The organism is Mycobacterium sp. Aquia_216, from assembly GCF_026723865.1.
In the GTDB taxonomy this organism is placed as follows: Bacteria; Actinomycetota; Actinomycetes; order Mycobacteriales; family Mycobacteriaceae; genus Mycobacterium.
Map to the genome: position 1 here is coordinate 716,309 of NZ_CP113529.1, position 19,466 is coordinate 735,774.

Here is a 19,466-nt window from a genome sequence, read left to right on the forward strand (position 1 = left end):
CCACGGCGAAAATCTCTACTCAGTTTGGCCGTGGCGTTACGCTCGGCAAAGCCAACAACCCGAGACCGGGAGTCTGGGGCTGGACTGGCTCAGTATCGTGGGTGCTATAACCGCGAACATGTTGCGTAGCCTGCAGAATGTCGTCGGATCCAATCACGTCATCACCGATCCCGACGTGCTGTCCGGGCGCAGCGTCGACCACACCGGCCGGTACCGAGGCCGCGCTAGTGCGCTGGTGCGTCCGGGCTCGGCCGAGCAGGTCGCCGAGGTGTTGCGGTTGTGCCGTGACGCCGGAGCCCATGTCACCGTGCAGGGCGGCCGCACCTCGCTGGTGGCGGGTACTGTCCCCGAGCACGACGACGTGCTGCTCTCCACCGAACGGCTCTGTGCGCTAAGCGATGTCGACACCGTCGAGCGCCGTATCGCGGTTGGCGCCGGAGCCACGCTGGCCGCGGTGCAGCACGCCGCGACGGCAGCGGGCCTGGTGTTCGGTGTGGACTTGGCCGCCCGCGACACCGCGACGGTCGGCGGCATGGCCTCGACCAATGCCGGCGGGCTGCGCACGGTCCGCTACGGCAACATGGGTGAGCAAGTCGTCGGCCTGGACGTGGCGCTACCCGACGGGTCGCTGATGCACCGGCACAGTCTGGTGCGCAGCGACAACACCGGATACGACCTGCCGGCGCTGTTCGTCGGCGCCGAGGGCACTCTCGGTGTCATCACCGCGCTGGATCTGCGGCTGCACCCCACACCGTCACATCGGGTGACCGCGGTGTGCGGCTTCGCCGATCTCGAGGCGCTGATCGACACCGGGCGGGCGTTCCGGGATGTGGACGGGATCGCCGCACTGGAGTTGATCGACGGTCGGGCCGGTGCGCTGACCGCCGAGCATCTCGGGGTCGGCCCCCCGGTCGAGGCGGACTGGCTGCTGCTGGTGGAGCTGGCCGCCGATCACGATCAGACCGATCGACTCGCCGACCTGCTCGCCGACGTGCCGATGTCCGCCGAGCCCGCCGTGGGTGTGGATGTTGCTGCCCAGCAACGACTATGGCGTGTTCGCGAATCGCTGGCCGAGGTCCTCGGCGTCTACGGACCGCCGCTGAAGTTCGACGTGTCGCTACCGTTGGCGGCGATCGCCCGGTTCGCCGCGGATGCGGTCACGTTGATTCGCGAGCGGGTCAGCGACGCCGTACCCGTGCTGTTCGGCCACGTCGGTGAGGGCAACCTGCACCTCAACGTGCTGCGCGTGCCGCTCGAACAGGAGGCGGCGTTGTACGGGCCGATGATGGACTTGATCGCGCAGTGCGGGGGTAACGTCAGCTCCGAGCACGGTGTCGGCAGCCGCAAGCGCGCCTACCTCGAAATGTCAAGGGAAGCAACCGATCTTGCTGCAATGCGAACCGTCAAGGCGGCGCTGGACCCGACCGGATACCTCAACGCGGCGGTGCTGTTCGACTAACCTGCTCGTCGCGAAACTGTAATCCCCGACGGGTCTTCTCGGGAAATAGGTAGCGGAATACGGTTTCGCGGAGCAGTTAGTCGGTGGTCGGTTTGATCCCGACGGCGTGCCGCAGCTGCGCCAGGAACTCGTCGGCGTCGTCGCTGCGAACGATGTAGTGCGAAATCGCGATCCGGATCACGGTCGCCGCCTTCACCGCGGCGTTGGGACCGGGCAGATGCCGTTGCAGGCCGTCGCGCATCTGCGGGATGACGTGGGCGAACTGGGCGATCGTGTGCTCGGGTTCGACATCGACCATGCGCACACCCGAATACGAATGCTGGTACTCGACGATGAAGCGCAGCACCGCGTCGAGCTTGTCGTAGCCTTTGAGCCCCGCGGTGGCTTTCACCAGACCGCTTTCGAAAAGCTGGCGCTCGTACTGCGAGAACGCCGACAGCAGCTCCTCCTTGGAGGCGAACCAGCGGTAGAGCGTGGGGCGCGAGACCCCGGCCTGGGTAGCGACCTCGGACAGGCTGAGTTTGGTTTTGCCGTTGCGCCCGAGAACCTCGGCGGTCGCAAACAGGATGCGCTGACGGGTCGAGGTGTCGGCCTCGGTCAGGGTCATCGCGGCGGCCGGCTGAGTCATATCTGAAACTTTACGAAGTATTGCCGAACTCGCCACATTCTTCCGCTCCCCCGTCAGGCTTTGGCCGGGCGCTGTCGCACCAGCACGGACTGCTGGATGGCGCCGACAGCCCCTTGCTCATCGAACAGTGTGCCGATCGTCGTCCCGATGCCGTCCGGCCCGTAGCTGGTCTCCGCGCGAATGCCGACCCATTCCCCGTCGGGAACACGAAACACGTGCACCGCAAGATCGGTGTTCAGAAAGGTCCACTTGGTGATGTCCAGTTTGCTACCGATGCCGTTGGCGCAGTCGGCCACCGCGAACAGCCGCTCCAGCTGCGTCATCGTCTCACCCTGCACCACATCGACGGCCGGCTTGATCCACGATTCACCGGCGCCCGGAGTCAGCGGCTCGGTCAGCCAGAGCCACTGAAGGCTGTGCACGTAGTTACGGTCCCACTCCCGGGCCTTCAGATTGCGGTTTCGGGCCTCGGCGCGCGGTCGGGGCAGCTCCGCCGCCGCGTGTGCCACCGCCCGGGTGTCCTGCTGCTGTAGCCGCCAACCGCTGGCGCGCGCGACCGGGCGGGGCTGGCCGTCGGGCCCCAGGGCCAGCATCTCGGCGGTGACCAGCTCGATCTGTTTGCCGCCGCGCTGCAGCTGCGAGCGAACCCAGAGATCGCCCTCGGCCGGCACTCCGCCCAGCAGGTCAATCACGACCCGGGACAGCCGTGTGTCCTCGCGCTGCTCGCACCGCTCCAGCGCCCGGGCCAGCAGCGCGGACACCGGGCCGCCGTGCTGGATCGACGCCGACCAGGTGCCGCGCGCCAGGTCGGTCGCCCGGAACTTCTCGCCCAAGTCGTCGTCGGCGTCGACGAGCTCGTAGTAGGAGTCGGTCACGTGTCTCCCTCTGGGGTGTCTCAGGGCAACCCGGCGCCGGGCGTGGCGACCTGCACGGCGTCGAGCCGCGAGAGCCGAGTGCCTACCAGGCGCTGAGGATAAGCGTCGGTGCTCGACAGCAGAAACAGGATGCGGCGTTCGGGACCACCGAGCGTGCAGGCGACGGCGACGCGTTCGCCCATGTCGATGCGATCGGTGACGTCGCCGCCTTCGACGATCCGCTCGAATTGGTGCGCCAGCGTCGTCGACGTCCACACGCCGCCGTCGGCGTCCAGGGCGATGCCGTCGGGGGGTCCGTCCAGGCCGTCGGCGAAAACCCGACGGTCGTGCAGCGCGCCTGCGTCGTCGATGGTGAACGCGGTGAGCCGCCGGCCGACCGATTCGGCGACGATCAAGGTCTTTCTATCCGGCGTGATGACCATGCCGTTGGGAAAGTCGAGGTCGGAGGCGACAATAGTGGCCCTGGCAGCGCTGTCATCGGGATCGAGGCGCACGATGACGCCGCCCTCACGAGCCTGGGATCCTATGTAGGCGCGGCCCGTGTCGTCGACGACCATGTCGCCGAGGTTGGCCGGAACCAGGCCGGTGAGATCTGCGATCTGGATGACGCTATCTCCGTCGTATCGCAGCACCTGCCGATCGTCTGCGGAGGCGATTAGCAGGGACCCGTCGGGACGGAAGCCCAGGCCCGACGGCGAGTGCCCGGGCAGCGGCAACGTGGTCAGTGCGCCGCCCAGGGTTGAGGTGTGCACCGCTTCGCCCAGCATGTCGGAGAACCACAGCAGTCCCTCGAACCAGCGCGGGCCCTCACCGAAGCAGAACCCGTTGGCCAGCGGCTCGGGGATCACCCGGGCACGCCCACGGGTAATGATTCCGCTTTACAAAACACCGCAGAAGTGTCATGCAATGCCGGTGCTGGTGTCAATCTGATGCCCGATGACGTTTCGCTGCGCATTCCATTCGCACAGTCAAGTACTGCCCGGAATGCGCGCCGCAGACTTGTTAGCCAAGCTTTACAAATCTTGCTCAAAGTGTCACGCTGAGCCGGAAGCTGCCAATGCGAGAGGTGGACCGGAGTTGACCACGGAATCTGAGCAGACTGAGTGGACAGTTCAGGGCCTGCTGGATCTGTTTGACGTGCGGGCCGACGGGGACGACCGGTTCACCGGCGACACCGGCATCGCCATAGGCGACGAACGCCAGGTCGTGGAAGGTACCCAGGTGCTCGCCCAGGCGATCGTCGCCGTGGCCAAACGATTCCCGGACAAGTCGGTGCGCTCGGCACACGCGGTGTTCTCCCGTGCCGTGACGGTCGGAGCGCCGATCGAGCTCGTCCTCGACGTCGTGTCCGAGGGCCGATCCACCGCTACCGCGATCGTCGCCGTACATCAGAACGGGCGGCGCTGCCTGAGCATTACGGTGCTGGCCGACGTCCCGACCGCCGACGTCATCCGCCACCACCTGCCCCGGCCCGATGTGGCCGCCCCCGCCGACGCCAACCACTCGCCGATGCCGATGGTCGGCCGGGAGCTGCGCCTCGTCGACGTCGTCGACGTCAACAGCCCCGACGAGGTCGGGCCGCCCGAGCTCTACGCGTGGCTGCACTACGACCCGATCCCGGCCCGCGACGATCTGGCCAAGGCCCTGCTGGCGTACTTCACCGGCCATCTGGGCATCTCCACCACCATGCGCGCACACCCGGGCATCGGTACCGCCCAGGCGCACCTGACCGTGTCCACCGCACCGATGAGCATCTCCGTCGCCTTCCACGAACCGGTGAGCTGGGGCGGATGGCTGCTCTACACCCACGAAAGCACCCAGGTCGGCGCGGGAATGTCGTATGTGCGCGGCGCTGTGCACTCGGAGGAGGGCGAGCTGCTGGCCTCCTTCGCACAGGAGGCGCTGATCCGGCCCTTGCGCACCAGCGACACCGCGATCGACTCGCGCGCACGCTTCTAACGCCGGGAGCCCAGATGCGCTTCACGATCACCCACCCCATGCACAGCCATCCCTACAACCCGGAGCTGGTGAGTGGGTACGGCATCGCAAAGGTGGCCGCGGCTGCCGAAGCGGCCGGCATCCACGGATTCGGCTTCACCGATCATCCGGCCCCATCGCAGCGATGGCTGCAGGCCGGCGGCCACGACTCGGTGGATCCTTTTGTCGCATTGGGTTTCGCGGCGGCGACCACGTCCACGCTGCGGCTGATCCCGAACATCGTGGTGCTGCCTTACCGAAACCCCTTCGTAGTGGCCAAATCCGGGGCCACCCTGGACCTGCTCTCCGGGGGCCGCTTCACGCTCGCGGTGGGTGTGGGCTATCTCAAACGTGAGTTCGCGGCGCTGGGCGTCAGCTACGACGAGCGCGCCGAGTTGTTCGAGGAGGCCCTGCAGGTGATCCGGGCAATCTGGACCGATGACGACATTTCCTTCGAGGGAAAACATTTCAGCGCGCGCGGCATCACCGCGCATCCCCGGCCCGTCAGCAGCCCGCATCCACCGATCTGGATCGGCGGCAACACCACGACTGCTCGGCACCGTGTCGCGCGGTACGGCGACGGTTGGTGCCCATTTCCCGCCCCGCCCCAACTTGCCCAGACCGCCGGCACGGCATCCATCACCTCCGGAGAGCAGCTCGCGGAATGCATCGACGATCTCCGACGCAGATGCGACGCGGCGGGCAGGGATTGGTCGGCGATCGACATCACCTTCACCAACTTCGAGGGTGGCAGCATCACCGACGACGACTTCAACGCCGACGCATACCTCGAGGGCCTGGAAAAGCTGGCGAAGCTCGGGGTGACCTGGGTGAGCGCGCACCTGCCCGGCGACAGTCTGGCGCATGCGCTCGAGACTCTCGACCGGTTCCGTACCCTCGTGATCGACGCGGTGTAGTGGACTTCTCCCGCGTAACGCTCTCGCCCGAGGATCAAGAATTCCTTGACCAGACCCGGAAGTTCGTCGCCGAACACGTCACCGACGAAGTGCGGCGCCGTGATCGCGAGACGGGCGAAAACTTCAGTGAGCAAGTGCATTTGGCTCTGGGCGAACAGGGTTATCTGACCTCGGATTTCAAGCCGGAGTCCGAAGGGGGATTCACTCCGGTGCGCCGGCGTATCTTCCACCTCGAGATCGGTCGCGCCCACACGCCGTGGTTTCACTGGGGCACCACGGCTGTCGTCGCGCGGTTGGTGAAGCAATTCGGGGCAGCAGAACTCGTCGACGCGGTACTGCCGGGCGTGCTGTCCGGCGAAACCAGGCTGTGCCTGGGCTACACCGAGCCAGACGGCGGCTCCGACGTCGCGACGTGCAAGACCCGCGCGGTGCGGGAGGCGGATGGATCGAGCTGGGTCATCAATGGCTCCAAGATGTTTACCTCCAACGCACAGAACGCCAAGTATGTCTTCCTGCTCACCAACACCGATCCGCAGGGACGCAAACACAAAAACCTGACCATGTTTCTGGTGCCGCTGGATTCCCCGGGCATCGAGATCCAGGGCATCCGCACGCTGGACGGCGACCGCACCAACATCGTGTATTACAGCGACGTGCGGGTCGACGACCGCTACCGCATCGGTGAGGTCAACGGCGGCTGGACGGTGATGCGCTTCGCTCTCGACGCGGAACACGGCATCACCGATCCCGACGACCAAGGCCTGCAGAACATTTCGATGATGTCGGAGCACGGCCACCTGATGGCCGAGGTGGCCGACGGAGTCGCGGCGATCCTGTCCACGCCGGATGCGGACGGGCGGCGTCCGATCGACGACGAATCGATGAAATACCGGCTTGGGCGCAGCCTCGCCCGCATCGAGGCGGCGCTGTCGACTCCCGGAATGTTCGGACGAGTGGCGCTCATTCAGACAATGCGTGACGTCTCGCCCGAATTGATGGACGTGCTAGGGGCGGCATCGGCATTGCCCACCGACACGACGGGTTCCGCGGACGACGGCGCTATCGAGTTCATCTTCCGGCACGGCGTGCCCGCCGGCATCTACGGCGGCACCCTGGAGGTCTTCCGCAACATGATCGCCCAGCACGAACTCAAGCTGGGCCGCCCTAGCTACGGCGGCTGAGCGGCAGTTCGGCCTAGGGCTGCACGGCAATTTTGAAGATGGCCGTGGAAATCGTCCCGAAGACGTCGCGGCCACCAATGAAGAGTCGTTTGGCGTCGTATCCGGCAACATCCTTCATGTTCTCGCCGCCGAATCGCGCCCGAGCGCGGCCATCAGGCAGAACGACATCGAGACCAAGCAGGCTGTGGCGCACGCCATCCCGCTCGGCGCCGCTCGCGTGGCTGATGAGCTCACCGACGGTCCGATCGGTCGCTTCGGTGGGGATGGCGCCGCAGGTGACGCCCTGCTGGGTGAGGTGGCGTGACAGATCCTCGAGGGTAACGGCGGCCCCCACCACCAAGCTGAGATTCGCGGTGTTCACCACGATGTTTGTCGCGGCGCCGTTGCCGGTCGGCCCGGTGGGGGAAGCGGGCGCGGCCGTGGTTGTCCGGTAGGGCGACAGTGCGGCGCGCACCGCGGCTTCGAAACGCTCGAGGACGGGTTCGTCCGGCGAGATGTCCGGCAACATGATGCCCGGGTTCAACAGCATCGCAGGATCGAAAACCCGCTTGATGGCACGTTGGGCGGCGATCTCGACCGGGCTGAATCGCTTCGTCATGAATTGACGCTTCTCGGTACCAACTCCGTGTTCTCCGGTGATGGTCCCGCCCATACTGAGGGCGGCCTCGACGATTTCGTTGTTGGCCGCCTCGAGCGCGGCGGCCGCGTTCGGGTTATCGCGGTCGAAGAACGTGGTGGGGTGCAAGTCACCGTCTCCGGCGTGACCCATGACTGCGATGAACAGCAGCCCATCGCTGTGACGGACAGCGGCGGCTTGGATCGCTTCCTGCATGGCGGGGATGTGTTGGCGAGGGACCGTGACATCTCCGATGAAAAAGGCCTTGCCGCTGCGCACTATGGCGTCCGGGGCGTGTAGGCGTCCATACCAAAGCTTGGCCCGGGAGTCCTCGTCGTCGGCGCGACGAACCTCGACGGCGGAGCGTCGCAGCACCTGCTCCACGATTGCGGTGTCGCGATCCACCTGCTCTCTCGTGCCGTCGATGTCGATGAGCACGATCGCGTCGACGTCGGTGGGATAGCCGGTCTCGGTGAACCTCTGCAGACCCGCGATGCCGGTGCGGTCGAGCCATTCCACCGCGGCGGGCACGGTCCCGGTCTGGATGATGGCGGAGATGGTGGACGCGGCGTCGTGGGCGGTAGCGAAGCTCCCCATGAGGCTCCGGGTGACGGGCGCGATCGGGCGCAGCGCCACCGTCGCCTCGGTGAGGATTGCGAGCGTGCCCTCCGAACCGATGAGCACACCGAGCAGGTCGGGGCCGTCGTCGTCGGCGCTCAGGTGGATGACAGTACCGTCGGAAAGCACTGCTTCGACGTCGAGGACGTGGTTGTAGGTGACGCCGTATTTGAGAGCGTGTGGGCCGCCTGCGTTTTCGATGATGTTGCCGCCGACGGTTGCCAGGTGGGCGGACACGGGGTCCGGTGAGAAACACAACCCATGTGGGGCGACGTGCTGCTGAAGGTCGGCGTTGATGATGCCGGGCTGAACGCGGGCGGTGCGCGCGGCGGGGTCGACGTCGAGGATCCGATTCATTGCGGACAAGTCGATCATCACACGTCCCGGGTTGGCCATCATCGCGCCGGCGCAGTTCGAAGCGCCACCGCGAGTAACCAGAGGTATGTGGTGCACGGCCGCGATCCGTACCACCGCGATGACCTCGTCACGGGTGCGGGGAAGTACGAGTAGTCCCGGCGTGCCGCCGAAACCCCAGTAGTCCCAGCCTTTTTCAGCGAGCACACCGGGATCGGTAACCACCGAGTCCGGATCTGCGAGTGCAGCGCTGAACTGGGCAACGATCGTGTCATCCATGCTGCTATTCCCCTGTCCCCAATTCGTCACGGCTGCCTTTCTCGCTGGCGTCGACCACCGCGATGCCATGTGCCTGTTCGACTTCGACCTGCAAGACCGTCGCGACGCGGCCAAAGGACCAGTAATAGCCGATCACCTGGAGCACCTCGACAACCTCTCTGCTGCTGAGGATCTCGTGCACCGCGCCGAATATGTCGTCGTCGACTGGCGGGCCGTGGACGACGGCCGCGACGAACTTTGTCACGGCCCGATCATGAGCCGATAGCACCGGCGCATCCAGATCGAGTCGGTGGATTTCCTCGCGTATTTGCGGATCGACGCCCATGGCCTCCGAAATCGGCACGTGCTGAACGAATTCATATTCCGCATCGGCCGCGGCCGCGGTGGTCAAGATGACCAGCTCGCGTGTTCGGGACGGTAACTCCAGGCCGGTGTAGTGAGCTTGTCCCTGCAGGATGAACGCTTCGATGGTGGACTGTGAATACGACATCATGTCGAAGTTCAGATGCTCGGGAACCTCCGCGAGGAAGTCCTGTAACTGCTGCGGGAACGTCGTGCGATCGGGATAGAGAAGTCTGGCCATGGTCAAAGTTCTTGTGGCTGAGCGTTACAACCGGGCATTACCCGTGGACCGGAGTCGTCCGTGCGTTGATGAGAGTGGGCCGGTCCCGGTCGGCGATGCCACTTCTCACTAACTCCGCAACCTCGTCGGCCGTGTGCGCCTCGTGAGCATCCACGCCGTAGCTGGCAGCGGTTGCCACCACGTTGAGTCCCGGCAAGTCGAGCCCGGGAACACCCGGCGTCTTCTCCCACACGCCGAATTCCTTGACCACGCCATATTCGGCGTTAGATGCGACCACGATCGTCAGCGGGATGTGGTACTGCGCCGCGGTCCACAACGCGGTTATTGCGTAATGCATTGAGCCGTCGCCCATCAAGGCGACGACGGGGCGGTCCGGGGCGGCCAGTTGCGCGCCGACGGAGGCCGGTAATCCGAAGCCGAGCCCGCCCCCGGCCGCGGACAGATGCGAGAACGGGTAACCGGGACGAATGCTATTCGTAATGGCGACCTCGTTGCTACCGGCCTCGCTGACCCACAACGTCTCCGGGGGCGCCGCTCGGCCGACGGCCGTCCATAGTGCTTCGGGACGCAACGGGGCCTGCGCATGTTCCAAGTCAGGAATCGGCGCACGGGCCGCGGGGGCGGGCCGCTGGGTGGGTTTCGACGCGGCGAGCAGTGCTTCGGCCGCGCTGGCCACGTCGGCGACGATCGCGTCGCCGACCGGGGCGCGGGCCGCTTCGTCCGGATCGTTGGTGATGTGAATCAGGCTCGCGCCCTCGGGGAGATACGGTCCGGGCACCAGCGGGTAGTACCGGAAGACCGGGGCTCCGATCACCAACAACAGATCGTGTCCAGCCAGCATATTAGAGATCCAGCCCGCGCCGGGCGGCAAGATCCCTTGATACAGCGGGTGATTCTCGGGAAATCCGCTCCACCCGGTCAGCGGTGCCGTCCATACTGCCGACTGAGTGCGTTCGGCCAGCCCGATCACCGCCTCCCAGGCGCCGTAGCGTTCGACATCGCCGCCCACAATCAACGCCGGCGATTTCGCGGCCTCCAGCCGACCACTGATCTGTTCGGCGAGTTCGGGAGGGAATCCTGCCGCGTGAGTCACCGAACGGCCGCGCACGGCAGCGACGTCGGTGGCCTGCGCGCCGCCGAGTTCGACCGGCATGTCATCCATTGGCAGCGAGACGAACACCGGCCCCATCGGCGGGGTCGTGGCCAGGTGAATGGCACGGGCCAGCACGGCCGGGGCCTCACTGGCAATGGCGGGTTCGGCTGCCCATTTCACGAATGGCTTTGGTACAGAAGTGGGTTCGATATTGGTCAGCAGGCAGTACTGGTTCTGCATCGTGCGGCGCTGGTTTCCGGCGGTGACGATCAGCGGGGTCTTGTTGACGAAGGCGTTGTACAGCTGGCCTTGCGCGTTACCCATTCCGGGGGCGGTGTGCAAATTGACCAAAGCGGGTCGGCCGGTGATCTGCGCGTAGGCGTCGGCCATCCCGACAGGCACCATTTCCTGCAGTCCCAGCACATAGCGAAAATCATCCGGAAAGTCATGCAGGAGAGCCAGTTCCGACGAACCCGGGTTGCCGAAAAAAGTGGTCAAATTGTGTGCGCGGAGCAGGTCGAGAATCGCGTCACGAACGGTGGTCATGTTGCCTCCAAAGCTTGATTAAGCGGCTTATCATTTCCCAGTACAGTTGACGACTCGCAGTGATTCTCGGTTCAGGTCACCCAGTGTCGGGTAGCCGTCAACCGCCATGAGAAGGTCGAGCTCGGCCAACAGCATGCGCAGCACGTGGACTACGCCATCGGCCCCGCCGAGCGCGAGTCCGTAGGCGTAGGGCCGGCCGACTCCGACCGCTGTCGCTCCGAGGGCGAGCGCCTTGACGGCATCGGCACCGCTGCGCACTCCCGAGTCGAACAACACCGGCGTGCCGTCGGCGGCATCGACAACTGAGGGCAGGCAATCGAGGGCCGGCAGACCGCCGTTGGCCTGTCGCCCACCGTGATTGGAGCAGTAGATGGCATCCACACCACCGTCTTTGGCGCGGCGCACGTCCTCGGGGTGGCAGATTCCTTTGACTATCAGCGGCAGCTGTGTCAGGGATCGCAGCCATGCCAGGTCCTGCCATCGCAACGGATTGCCGAAAATCCGCGCCCACTGCATCACCGCGGCTGGCACGTCGTCCTCCGGCGGTTTGGCCAGCAGTGTCCGAAAGACGGGGTCGGAGAAGTAATTTGCCAGGCACAGCCCGCGTAGCTGAGGGAAGTTGGACCGGGACAGATCGCGAGGGCGCCAACCGGTGATCCAGGTGTCGAGGGTGACCACGATGGCTTTGAAGCCGGCTTGCTCGGCACGCTGCACCAGGCTGGCCGCCAGCTCCTTGTCGGTGGGCGTGTAGAGCTGAAAGAAGCCAGGGGTGTCACCGAGGTGGGGCGCCACCTGTTCGAGGGGATCGACGGTGAGCGTCGAGGCGATCATCGGCACGCCGGTACGCGCCGCGGCCCGCGCGGTCGCGATGTCACCGTGCCCGTCCTGCGCGCACAAGCCGATGACACCGATCGGTGCCAGAAAAAGCGGTGAGGGCAAAGACATCCCGAAAAGGTTTATCGAGAGATCACGGTCGGTGGCGCCGACGAACATTCGTGGGACCAACCCCCAATCTTCGAACGCACTGACGTTGGCTCGCTGGGTGCGCTCGTCACCGGCCCCGCCCGCCACATAGGACAGGACCGACGGGGCCATCGCGGCCTGAGCCCGTTGCTCGAGTTCGTGCCAGGCCATCGGCAACGTCGGCACCGTGCCGCTCAAGCCCCTGAAATAGATCTCGTCCTGCAAATCGCCGTATGCCATGACAACTCGTCTCTTCGATAGCGGCAGTCATTGGGCCGTCGGCCGATCGGTGTGGCACGATGGCGCCGCCCCGCTGCGGCTACTGCCTATCGTCTTTCCGGGCGGCCCTCAGCGCAATTGTCATCAGCTCAACATCGGTGGCCAAAGTTTGTGCTTGCGCACAGGGGTATCGCCGTGGTTCGTGTCATCATCGTCGCGTGGCCGGCCTTTCCACCCCAAGCAGCTCGATCCGGGCAATATTCGCGCGGTTGGATGCCGATGAGGTGGCGCGCCAAATGGATCGGGCCTTTCGTGAGCTGCCCGGCTATGCCCGATTCGTCACCGACGACCCCACCACCCGTGGTCATCCGGCGATCCGGTGGAACGTGGCCCTGGTACTGCGATGGCTGTCCGAGGGCATCGCGCCCGATGAAAGCATGATCGGTGAGCTGCACGAAGTGGTGCGGGAGCGCGCCCTGGCCGCCGAACCGATGCGCGACGGACTTGTGGTCTACCGGCGCGGAATCCGCATCATGTGGAACATGTTGGTCGAGGCGGCGACGGACGAGGAACGCCCGCTGCTGCTTGATCAAGCGGACATTCTGTGGAGTTATCTGGAACTCGTCGTCGACACGTTTTCCCAGGCCTACGACGACGAGCAGGACACCCCCGGGAGTGTGGGCGAACGCCGCGCCCGCACCTTGCTGGACAGAATGTCTGCGCAGCAACCGCTTACGGTCGAGGACCGTGAGCGCGCGGAATATCTCGGGTTCGACCTCGCCGGTCCGCACCGGCCGTTTGTGGCTCGCCTCGATGCGGCCACTACCGCTGAGCATGTCGCACTGGCCGGCCGCCTGCGATCGCAAGGAGTGCTTGCTACCACCGAGGGCAATCGGATCACAGGGTTGTGCGCCGAAGACTTCGATTGGACTACAGCGCTGGAAGATTCGCGCTTACTGCTGGCCCGCGAGCGTGCGACCGAAAGGTCTAGTTTCGCGGGTGCCCTCGAAACATTGAGGATGCTGGTCACTTTCGCAAGCAGCACCGGCCGCACCGGGGTCGTGACCGTGCGCGACTTTCTGCTGCACCTGCTTCTTGCGCAGTCTCCCCAGATCGCCGACGATGTCGTCACCCGGGTCTTCGGTGGCCTGGACGGAAACGAGAATACTGATCTGGTGGCGACACTTCGGTGTCTGGCAGCCAACAGCTTCGACCGTGGAGCGACCGCGGCAGAGCTGTTCATCCACCGCAACACCGTGCTCTATCGGATCCAGCGGGTGCAGAAGCTGAGCGGTCTTGATTTGCAGAATCCGCTCGACCAGACTCTGGTTTGCCTAGCCATCTTGTGGACCCAGATCAAGCCTGAGATTTCCTCCGCTCCGAATGAGTAGCGGATCCCGGGTGCCGGCCGTGTCAGATCGTCCGCTTGACGACCGTTCCGTCTTTCACGATGACGGCGATGTTGTCGGCCGGGGCTGCCAGCACGGACAGATCCGCGAGCGGGTCCCCATTGATGAGCAGCACGTCCGCCCAAGCGTCGACGGTGATCTCACCTAGTCGCGCAGACTTGTACGGATCTCGTTCGCCGGATAATCGAAGCAGGCTGGCGTTGCCGGAGGTCACCATTTTGACAGCTTCGACGTTGGTGAAGTGCTCGGCGAGTCGAGCCATCATCTCGCTTTGCCGCGCGTTGTTCTCGGGTTCGAACAGCAAATCAGTTCCCCAGGCCACCTGCACCCCATGCTTCTTGGCCCACCGGTAGACCTGGTCCGTGCCGCCGCACACCTGCCGATTCTTTTCCGCATTGTCCGGGTTGGGGAAATTGTGGTCGTGTTCGACGAAGGGCTGCATTGACAGCCAGACGTCGCGCTCGGCGAGCAGAGCCACCGTCGCCTCGTCTGCCAGGTGGCCGTGCTCGATCGACTTCACGCCCGCCTCGACGGCCCGGCGAATCCCCGCGACGGTGTACACGTGGGTAGCTACATAGGTGCCGTAATCTTCGGCGGCTTGTACCGCTGCTCGCAGCTCGGTCGGCGTGAACTGCAATGTATAGAGCGGGTCGTACAACGATGCGACACCACCACCGACCATCAGCTTGATCTGTGAGGCACCGAGTTTGAGTTGCTCGCGGACCGCGGCCAGGACCCGGTCGGCGCCGTCGGCGACCCGCATGAAACCGATCTGCTCAGCGCGAGATTCATTGCCGCCCAATGCTGTTGGCGCCTCGTACGCAAAGGAGAAGTCGCCGTGGCCAGCAGTCTGGGAAATCGCTGCCTGGCTGGGATAGATCCGCGGACCCAAGTCGGGTTCGGCGTCGATGACCTTCTTGATACCGACGGTGTCTCCGGCCATGTCGCGCACGGTGGTGAATCCGCGCAGCAGAGTGTCCTTGGCGCGGGCCAAGGTCGTCGCGGCTAACTCGGTCTGGGTGGCCAATGCCAACCCGATCAACGTGTTTGCCATGCCAACGAGGTGTACGTGCGCGTCGATCATTCCGGGCATCAGCACGCGACCGGCGCCGTCGAGGACCGTGGTCTGATCGGTTTCGGCGATCGGCGAGGACTCGACCGCGGCAATCCTGGTCCCCTCGATCAGCACGTGACCGGGGCGTGCCCGGTCCGACAACCCGTCGAATATCTCCACATTCTTCAACAGCAGGCGCTCGCCGGGGACGTTACGACGATCCATCAAGATCTCCCTTTCCGGCGGTCTCTGTACCCGTAACCGTCTCTGCGCCTTAGGTTTCCGGCTAGAGGTCCGCCAGGGCCAGACCGGTCAGGCCGGCATCGAGCCGGATTAGCTCACGGTCGGTTCCGTCGGTGAGGTTTACGCAGCGGATCGACCCGGCCAGGTCGCCGACGTAATAGGTCTGACCGTCGAGGGTGGCCAGGCCTATCGCCTCATGGTAGCCACGCGAGCAGATCTGCGGCTTGCCAATGTGCGGTTGCACGCGGGCGCGGTTAAGCGTATTGCCGTCGGGTTCGGCCCCCCGATCCGTCCACACCAGCATGCCCGCGCCGTCGAGGTCGAGGTCGATAGGTTCGGGAAGGCTGGTCCACAACAGCTCGATATCGTCGCGCTCGGTCGGGGTACGTCCTCGCGGAATCTCGATGGGCGCCCGGAAGATGCGGCCCTGACCGGCGTCGGGGGCTCCCTTTTGCGACCAGTAGACCAGGCCTCGGTCGGTGTCGATGGCGATGCCCACGCAATGATTGCGCGGATCGCGGGCCTCGTCACCGATGCCCGCGGCCACCAGGGTCTCGAGGTGGGACCCGTCCAGGTCGCAACGAAGCACCTGCATGCCTTCCCGGTCGCACCAGTACAACTTGCCGGCGGTGAAGTCGGCGGCCATCTGCTTACCGGTGGTGAAGGCCCCGCGCGGCACGATCGTGCGGCGGTGAGTGCCGTCGAAGTCGACGCGTTCGATCGACCCGTTACGGCTGAAGAACGTTGGTTCCGTGCCGGGGAGCGCGCCGGGATCGGGCGTGCCCATGTTCGTCCAATAGATGTGGCGGCGTTGCTGGTCGACGACGATGCCGTCGGGTCCTTCGTCGAGATCGCTGACCAGGGTGCGAACGCGCGAACCGTCCATGGAAACCGCCTCCATGGCCCGCGTGGTCACCAGATTCAAGACGATGAGCTCGGTCATCGGCGTTCTCGTTACCGAATGGCCGATGACTGGGACGCGACAGGGCGTACCGGATCCCAGGCCGGACCGGCGCTGTCGGCGCGGATAGGTCCGCGCCGCAGGTTGTGTCGAACGATCACGCTCAGCTCCTCACCCCGACAGTCTCCGGGCCGTGTCCGGCACCGTTCTCATCGTCGGATCACGGGGGCACCGCGTCATTGGAGAACGCAACAATAGGTCGGACGCCGAAATGTGCGGAGAACAAAGCCTGCTCGGGTTGCAGGCGTAACGCTTCGCGCCGAACGACTTCCGATCACCATTTGTGCCAGTACGTTTCGAACGCCAGACACAACTCGGTCAGATCCCGTGGCGCCGACAACGATCGCCCGGTGTGCTCTTCGATACGGCGCAGCCGGTAGCGCACCGTGTTGGCATGGCAGAAAAGACGCTCCGCCGTCTGGCTGATCGAACCGTCACAGTCGATCCACACCCGGAACGTGTCGAGCAACACGTCACGCTCGTTGCCGGTTTGCTGGTCGTCGAAGTGGCGCAGCAGCGTGCTCGCCAGCTTCCGCGTGACCTCCGGTGCGGATACCGACAAAGCGGCCAGCGGGGAATCTTCGAAGACACTGACCAGACCGGTCCGATTGCTGCCGGCGTTGACCGCGACCCGCGCGTAGCGCAGCGCCTCTGCGGTGTCGGCCAGGTCGTCGAACTGGGGACTGACACCGACCCGGGTGGTGGCTACTCGCTTCAACAGCCCCAGCAGGGCCGCGTACCGGGTTTCGTTCGGCACAAAGGCAATGCCGGCGTGAATATCGGACAAGAGCAGCCACGCCGAAAAGACATCGAGGCTGCGCAGCATCGCGGTGGCCCCCGGTAGAGCCTGCCTTCCGACGGCCGGGCACTGGGCGGCGACGACGACGTATGGACCCGATTGAGGCAGGCCGAGGACCTTGGCGACTTCCCATCGCGTCCGATGATCGCTGACATGGGCCATGAAGAGAGCCTCCGTCAGCCGCAACCGCTCGGCATCGTCATCGAGCACCCGCTGCCTCATCTGCTGGTCGTGGCCGGTGACCATCGCGTCGGTGTAAAGTCCCTGGGCTTGCCAAAGCCACGTCGCCACCCGCAGCAACTCGTCGCGCACAATGTCCGGTCGCGGTCGGGCCACCTCGGCCACGGCATCCCAGACCTGGTGAAAGCCGATCCGGAAAGCTGCCATCACCGCCGGCAGCGGCACCCCGGTTTCGGCTCGTCGATACCCACTGGTCACCGCCGGCGAGAGGTCAATTGTCGAGCCTTTGAGGCCGTTGACCAGGCTGCCCAGGATCGCGTCGCAGCTGATCGTCAGCGCCTCGTCGGTGATCAGCGCCGTGTTGGCGTAAAAGGGCACCCCCCGCCGTATCCGCGAGATGATCAGCCGGCCCAGCTCGGCAACGCGAGGTTCTAGCTCTTCGGCGATCAGGACCATCGCCGCTTGGTCAGCTACGGCCGGCATGCCCGTTCACCGCCCCCGGCTCTTTACGACCGCCCTACCGGAGCGGCGATCGCACTGGAGGGGAGCGCGTTCGCCGTCCGGCGGCGTGGCGGGACACGGGGCAAGGCTCAACATCGCTCCCGGGATGCGCGGTCGTCAAGCGATGCACGCCGTGCGCCATACGCAACCGCGATGAGTGTGTCGGATGCAGCCATCTGCTTCACCCCTTCCGCACCCACAAGCGATCGGGTGGACTCCGCCCGGCCTACCTAGATGATGATGTGCGGCGAGCCCACTCAGAATCCTCAACAACTGGTAGTCAGACCGCGGTTGCCGGCGGGCGACATCCGACCTCGGCGGCTCGTGCGCCCATTCGGACTTGCGGCGTCGATCGTGCTCAGCCGATACACTTCGGACATGATTTACGCCCGGAGACGGGGCGGGCGGGAAGTCATCGAGTGCCGCCTCGTCGCCCCGCCGACCGGCCGCACTGGCCCGCGGCCATCGTCGGCGGAGCCGGGATGCGACCGCTGATGGATCCCGCAGAGTACGCGCCAGTGGTAGGGCGACGCGGCGCGCTGCCGTATGTCCTCCGCGGCGAGATGATGTTCACCTCGAAGTGCGGCAGCGATGCCGCAGCAGCACTGATACAGCTGGCCCGGGAGCACGCGCCGGGCGATCCACAGCTGGCGCGCGACCTGTATCTCGAGGCGCTGTCGACGATGCTGTTCGCCGGACGGCTGGCGGGCGGCGGCGGCGTTCTGGAAGTGGCCATCGCCGCGGCGGCCGCACCGCGGCCGCACTCGCGACGTCCAAAGGATCTCTTGCTGGATGGATTGACGGCCGTGATCATCGACGGCAGCCGCGCCGGGGTGGGGTCTGTCCGAAAAGCCGTAGATGTTTTCTGCGGCGCGGACGAACTCGGTCTCGACGAAGGCACGCGATGGTTGTGGCTGGCCTGCCACGCCGCCATCATCGCCTGGGATGAACGGGCATGGCAGCACCTACCTGCTCGGCAACTCGCGCTTGCTCGCGAGGCAGCGGATCAACGGGTGCTGCCCGTGGCCCTGCATTCGTTGGCGGCGGCGCTGATTTGGAGCGGCGACTTCGCTGCGTCTTGCCAGCTGATCACAGAGGCAGACTCGATCACTTCCGCGACGGCGACGACGGTATTTCCTTACGCGGCACTTCCACTTGCGGCATGGCGGGGCGAGGAAACCGAGACCCGGCGACTGATACAAGCCGGCACGCACTTGGCAGTGGCGCGGGGTGAGGGAATGGGCCTGGCCTCCATCGAGTTGGCGACGGCGCTGTTGTGCAATGGGCTCAGACGATATGACGAAGCGCTCGTTGCGGCCCGAAAAGGCATCGAGCACCCGCACGAACTGTGGACGAACTTTTTGCTACCCGAGTTGATAGAAGCGGCAACACATTGTGGCCAAGCTGCCGAGGCGGATCACGCGGTCGGCCTGCTCGCGGAAAGTGCTCACGCTGCCGGAACCGATTGGGCGCTGGGAACTTACGCATGTTCACGAGCATTCGTCAGCAGCGGCGAGCCCGCCGAGGCGCTCTATCGCGAGGCGATCGAGCGCCTCGATCACACCAACTTACGACCGGCTGCCGCCCGTGCGCGGCTTGTCTACGGGGAGTGGCTGCGTCGGGAACGACGGGCACTCGAGGCGCGTGCCCAGCTGCGGTCGGCCTATGCGGCGTTTACCGGCATCGGTATGTCGGCTTTTGCGGAGCGGGCTCGCCTCGAGCTCGAGGCCACCGGTGAGCGTGTATCCGAGAAGCCGCTGCTACGAACGGGTTCCGGCCTAACTCCGCGCGAGGCGCAAATCGCCACACTCGCCGCTGGCGGGGCAACCAACGCCGAGATCGGCGCGCAGCTGTTCATCAGCCCCAACACGGTGGCCTACCACTTGCGCAAGGTATTCACCAAACTCGACGTCACCACGCGCCGCCGACTCGCCCGCACGCTGAGCGGCGGGTAATCACCTGCCCACGAGACGGCAACTACCTACGGTGTTACTCGGGGACGCGCCGCCAG

16 protein-coding genes are annotated in these 19,466 nt (G+C 65.4%); 6 read left to right on the forward strand and 10 right to left on the reverse strand.

Features of this window, described 5'->3' with window-relative positions; translation table 11 throughout:
* The first annotated feature begins 118 nt into the window (after positions 1-118).
* Positions 119-1,459 carry an FAD-binding oxidoreductase gene (locus OK015_RS03415; protein WP_268129266.1) on the forward strand — a complete coding sequence of 447 codons (1,341 nt, stop codon included), beginning with the start codon at positions 119-121 and terminating at the stop codon, positions 1,457-1,459.
* A 76-nt stretch (positions 1,460-1,535) separates the two neighbouring features.
* Here the strand turns inward: OK015_RS03415 and OK015_RS03420 are convergent, their stop codons facing one another.
* The 3 genes from OK015_RS03420 to OK015_RS03430 are packed head-to-tail and all read right to left on the reverse strand — an operon-like array spanning position 1,536 to position 3,810.
* A complete protein-coding gene (locus OK015_RS03420; protein WP_268129268.1) occupies positions 1,536-2,087 on the reverse strand; it encodes a TetR/AcrR family transcriptional regulator in 552 nt (183 codons plus the stop codon).
* A 53-nt stretch (positions 2,088-2,140) separates the two neighbouring features.
* Positions 2,141-2,962 (reverse strand): thioesterase family protein, encoded by an 822-nt coding sequence (locus OK015_RS03425; protein ID WP_268129270.1) that lies wholly within the window; start codon positions 2,960-2,962, stop codon positions 2,141-2,143.
* 20 nt (positions 2,963-2,982) lie between these two features.
* A complete protein-coding gene (locus tag OK015_RS03430) occupies positions 2,983-3,810 on the reverse strand; it encodes an SMP-30/gluconolactonase/LRE family protein (protein ID WP_268129272.1) in 828 nt (275 codons plus the stop codon).
* Between the two features lie 229 nt (positions 3,811-4,039).
* Between OK015_RS03430 and OK015_RS03435 the strand changes: the two genes are divergently transcribed.
* From OK015_RS03435 to OK015_RS03445, 3 genes are read left to right on the forward strand one after another with little or no spacing between them, the layout of a single operon-like run.
* On the forward strand, positions 4,040-4,921 hold the full coding sequence (locus OK015_RS03435) for an acyl-CoA thioesterase (RefSeq protein WP_268129274.1): 882 nt from the start codon (positions 4,040-4,042) through the stop codon (positions 4,919-4,921).
* A 14-nt stretch (positions 4,922-4,935) separates the two neighbouring features.
* Positions 4,936-5,856, forward strand: a complete 921-nt coding sequence (locus OK015_RS03440; protein WP_268129276.1) for an LLM class F420-dependent oxidoreductase — start codon at positions 4,936-4,938, stop codon at positions 5,854-5,856.
* Complete coding sequence (locus OK015_RS03445) at positions 5,856-7,037, forward strand: acyl-CoA dehydrogenase family protein (protein ID WP_268129277.1); 1,182 nt, start codon at positions 5,856-5,858, stop codon at positions 7,035-7,037. The genes OK015_RS03440 and OK015_RS03445 overlap by 1 nt, the downstream gene beginning before the upstream one ends.
* Before the next feature lie 13 nt (positions 7,038-7,050).
* Here the strand turns inward: OK015_RS03445 and OK015_RS03450 are convergent, their stop codons facing one another.
* The 4 genes from OK015_RS03450 to OK015_RS03465 are packed head-to-tail and all read right to left on the reverse strand — an operon-like array spanning position 7,051 to position 12,329.
* On the reverse strand, positions 7,051-8,904 hold the full coding sequence (locus OK015_RS03450) for an FAD-binding oxidoreductase (protein ID WP_268129279.1): 1,854 nt from the start codon (positions 8,902-8,904) through the stop codon (positions 7,051-7,053).
* 4 nt (positions 8,905-8,908) lie between these two features.
* Complete coding sequence (locus OK015_RS03455; protein WP_268129281.1) at positions 8,909-9,487, reverse strand: carboxymuconolactone decarboxylase family protein; 579 nt, start codon at positions 9,485-9,487, stop codon at positions 8,909-8,911.
* Positions 9,488-9,524: 37 nt separating this feature from the next.
* Positions 9,525-11,126, reverse strand: coding sequence for a benzoylformate decarboxylase (mdlC, locus tag OK015_RS03460; RefSeq protein ID WP_268129283.1), 1,602 nt, complete (start codon positions 11,124-11,126; stop codon positions 9,525-9,527).
* Positions 11,127-11,156: 30 nt separating this feature from the next.
* Positions 11,157-12,329 carry an alpha-hydroxy-acid oxidizing protein gene (locus OK015_RS03465; protein WP_268129285.1) on the reverse strand — a complete coding sequence of 391 codons (1,173 nt, stop codon included), beginning with the start codon at positions 12,327-12,329 and terminating at the stop codon, positions 11,157-11,159.
* 197 nt (positions 12,330-12,526) lie between these two features.
* On the opposite strand from OK015_RS03465, the gene OK015_RS03470 reads away from it, so the two are divergent.
* Positions 12,527-13,699 carry a PucR family transcriptional regulator gene (locus OK015_RS03470; RefSeq protein ID WP_268129287.1) on the forward strand — a complete coding sequence of 391 codons (1,173 nt, stop codon included), beginning with the start codon at positions 12,527-12,529 and terminating at the stop codon, positions 13,697-13,699.
* Between the two features lie 22 nt (positions 13,700-13,721).
* Here the strand turns inward: OK015_RS03470 and OK015_RS03475 are convergent, their stop codons facing one another.
* The 3 genes from OK015_RS03475 to OK015_RS03485 form a co-directional block, all read right to left on the reverse strand.
* The gene (locus OK015_RS03475) at positions 13,722-14,996 is read right to left on the reverse strand and encodes a metal-dependent hydrolase family protein (protein WP_268129289.1); all 1,275 of its coding nucleotides are present in this window, start codon (positions 14,994-14,996) and stop codon (positions 13,722-13,724) included.
* A gap of 61 nt (positions 14,997-15,057) precedes the next feature.
* Positions 15,058-15,957 (reverse strand): hypothetical protein, encoded by a 900-nt coding sequence (locus OK015_RS03480; protein WP_268129290.1) that lies wholly within the window; start codon positions 15,955-15,957, stop codon positions 15,058-15,060.
* A gap of 292 nt (positions 15,958-16,249) precedes the next feature.
* Entirely contained in the window at positions 16,250-17,437 is a 1,188-nt protein-coding gene (locus OK015_RS03485; RefSeq protein ID WP_268129292.1) for a PucR family transcriptional regulator, read from the reverse strand.
* 437 nt (positions 17,438-17,874) lie between these two features.
* Between OK015_RS03485 and OK015_RS03490 the strand changes: the two genes are divergently transcribed.
* On the forward strand, positions 17,875-19,410 hold the full coding sequence (locus OK015_RS03490; protein WP_268129293.1) for a helix-turn-helix domain-containing protein: 1,536 nt from the start codon (positions 17,875-17,877) through the stop codon (positions 19,408-19,410).
* The last annotated feature ends 56 nt before the right edge of the window (positions 19,411-19,466 follow it).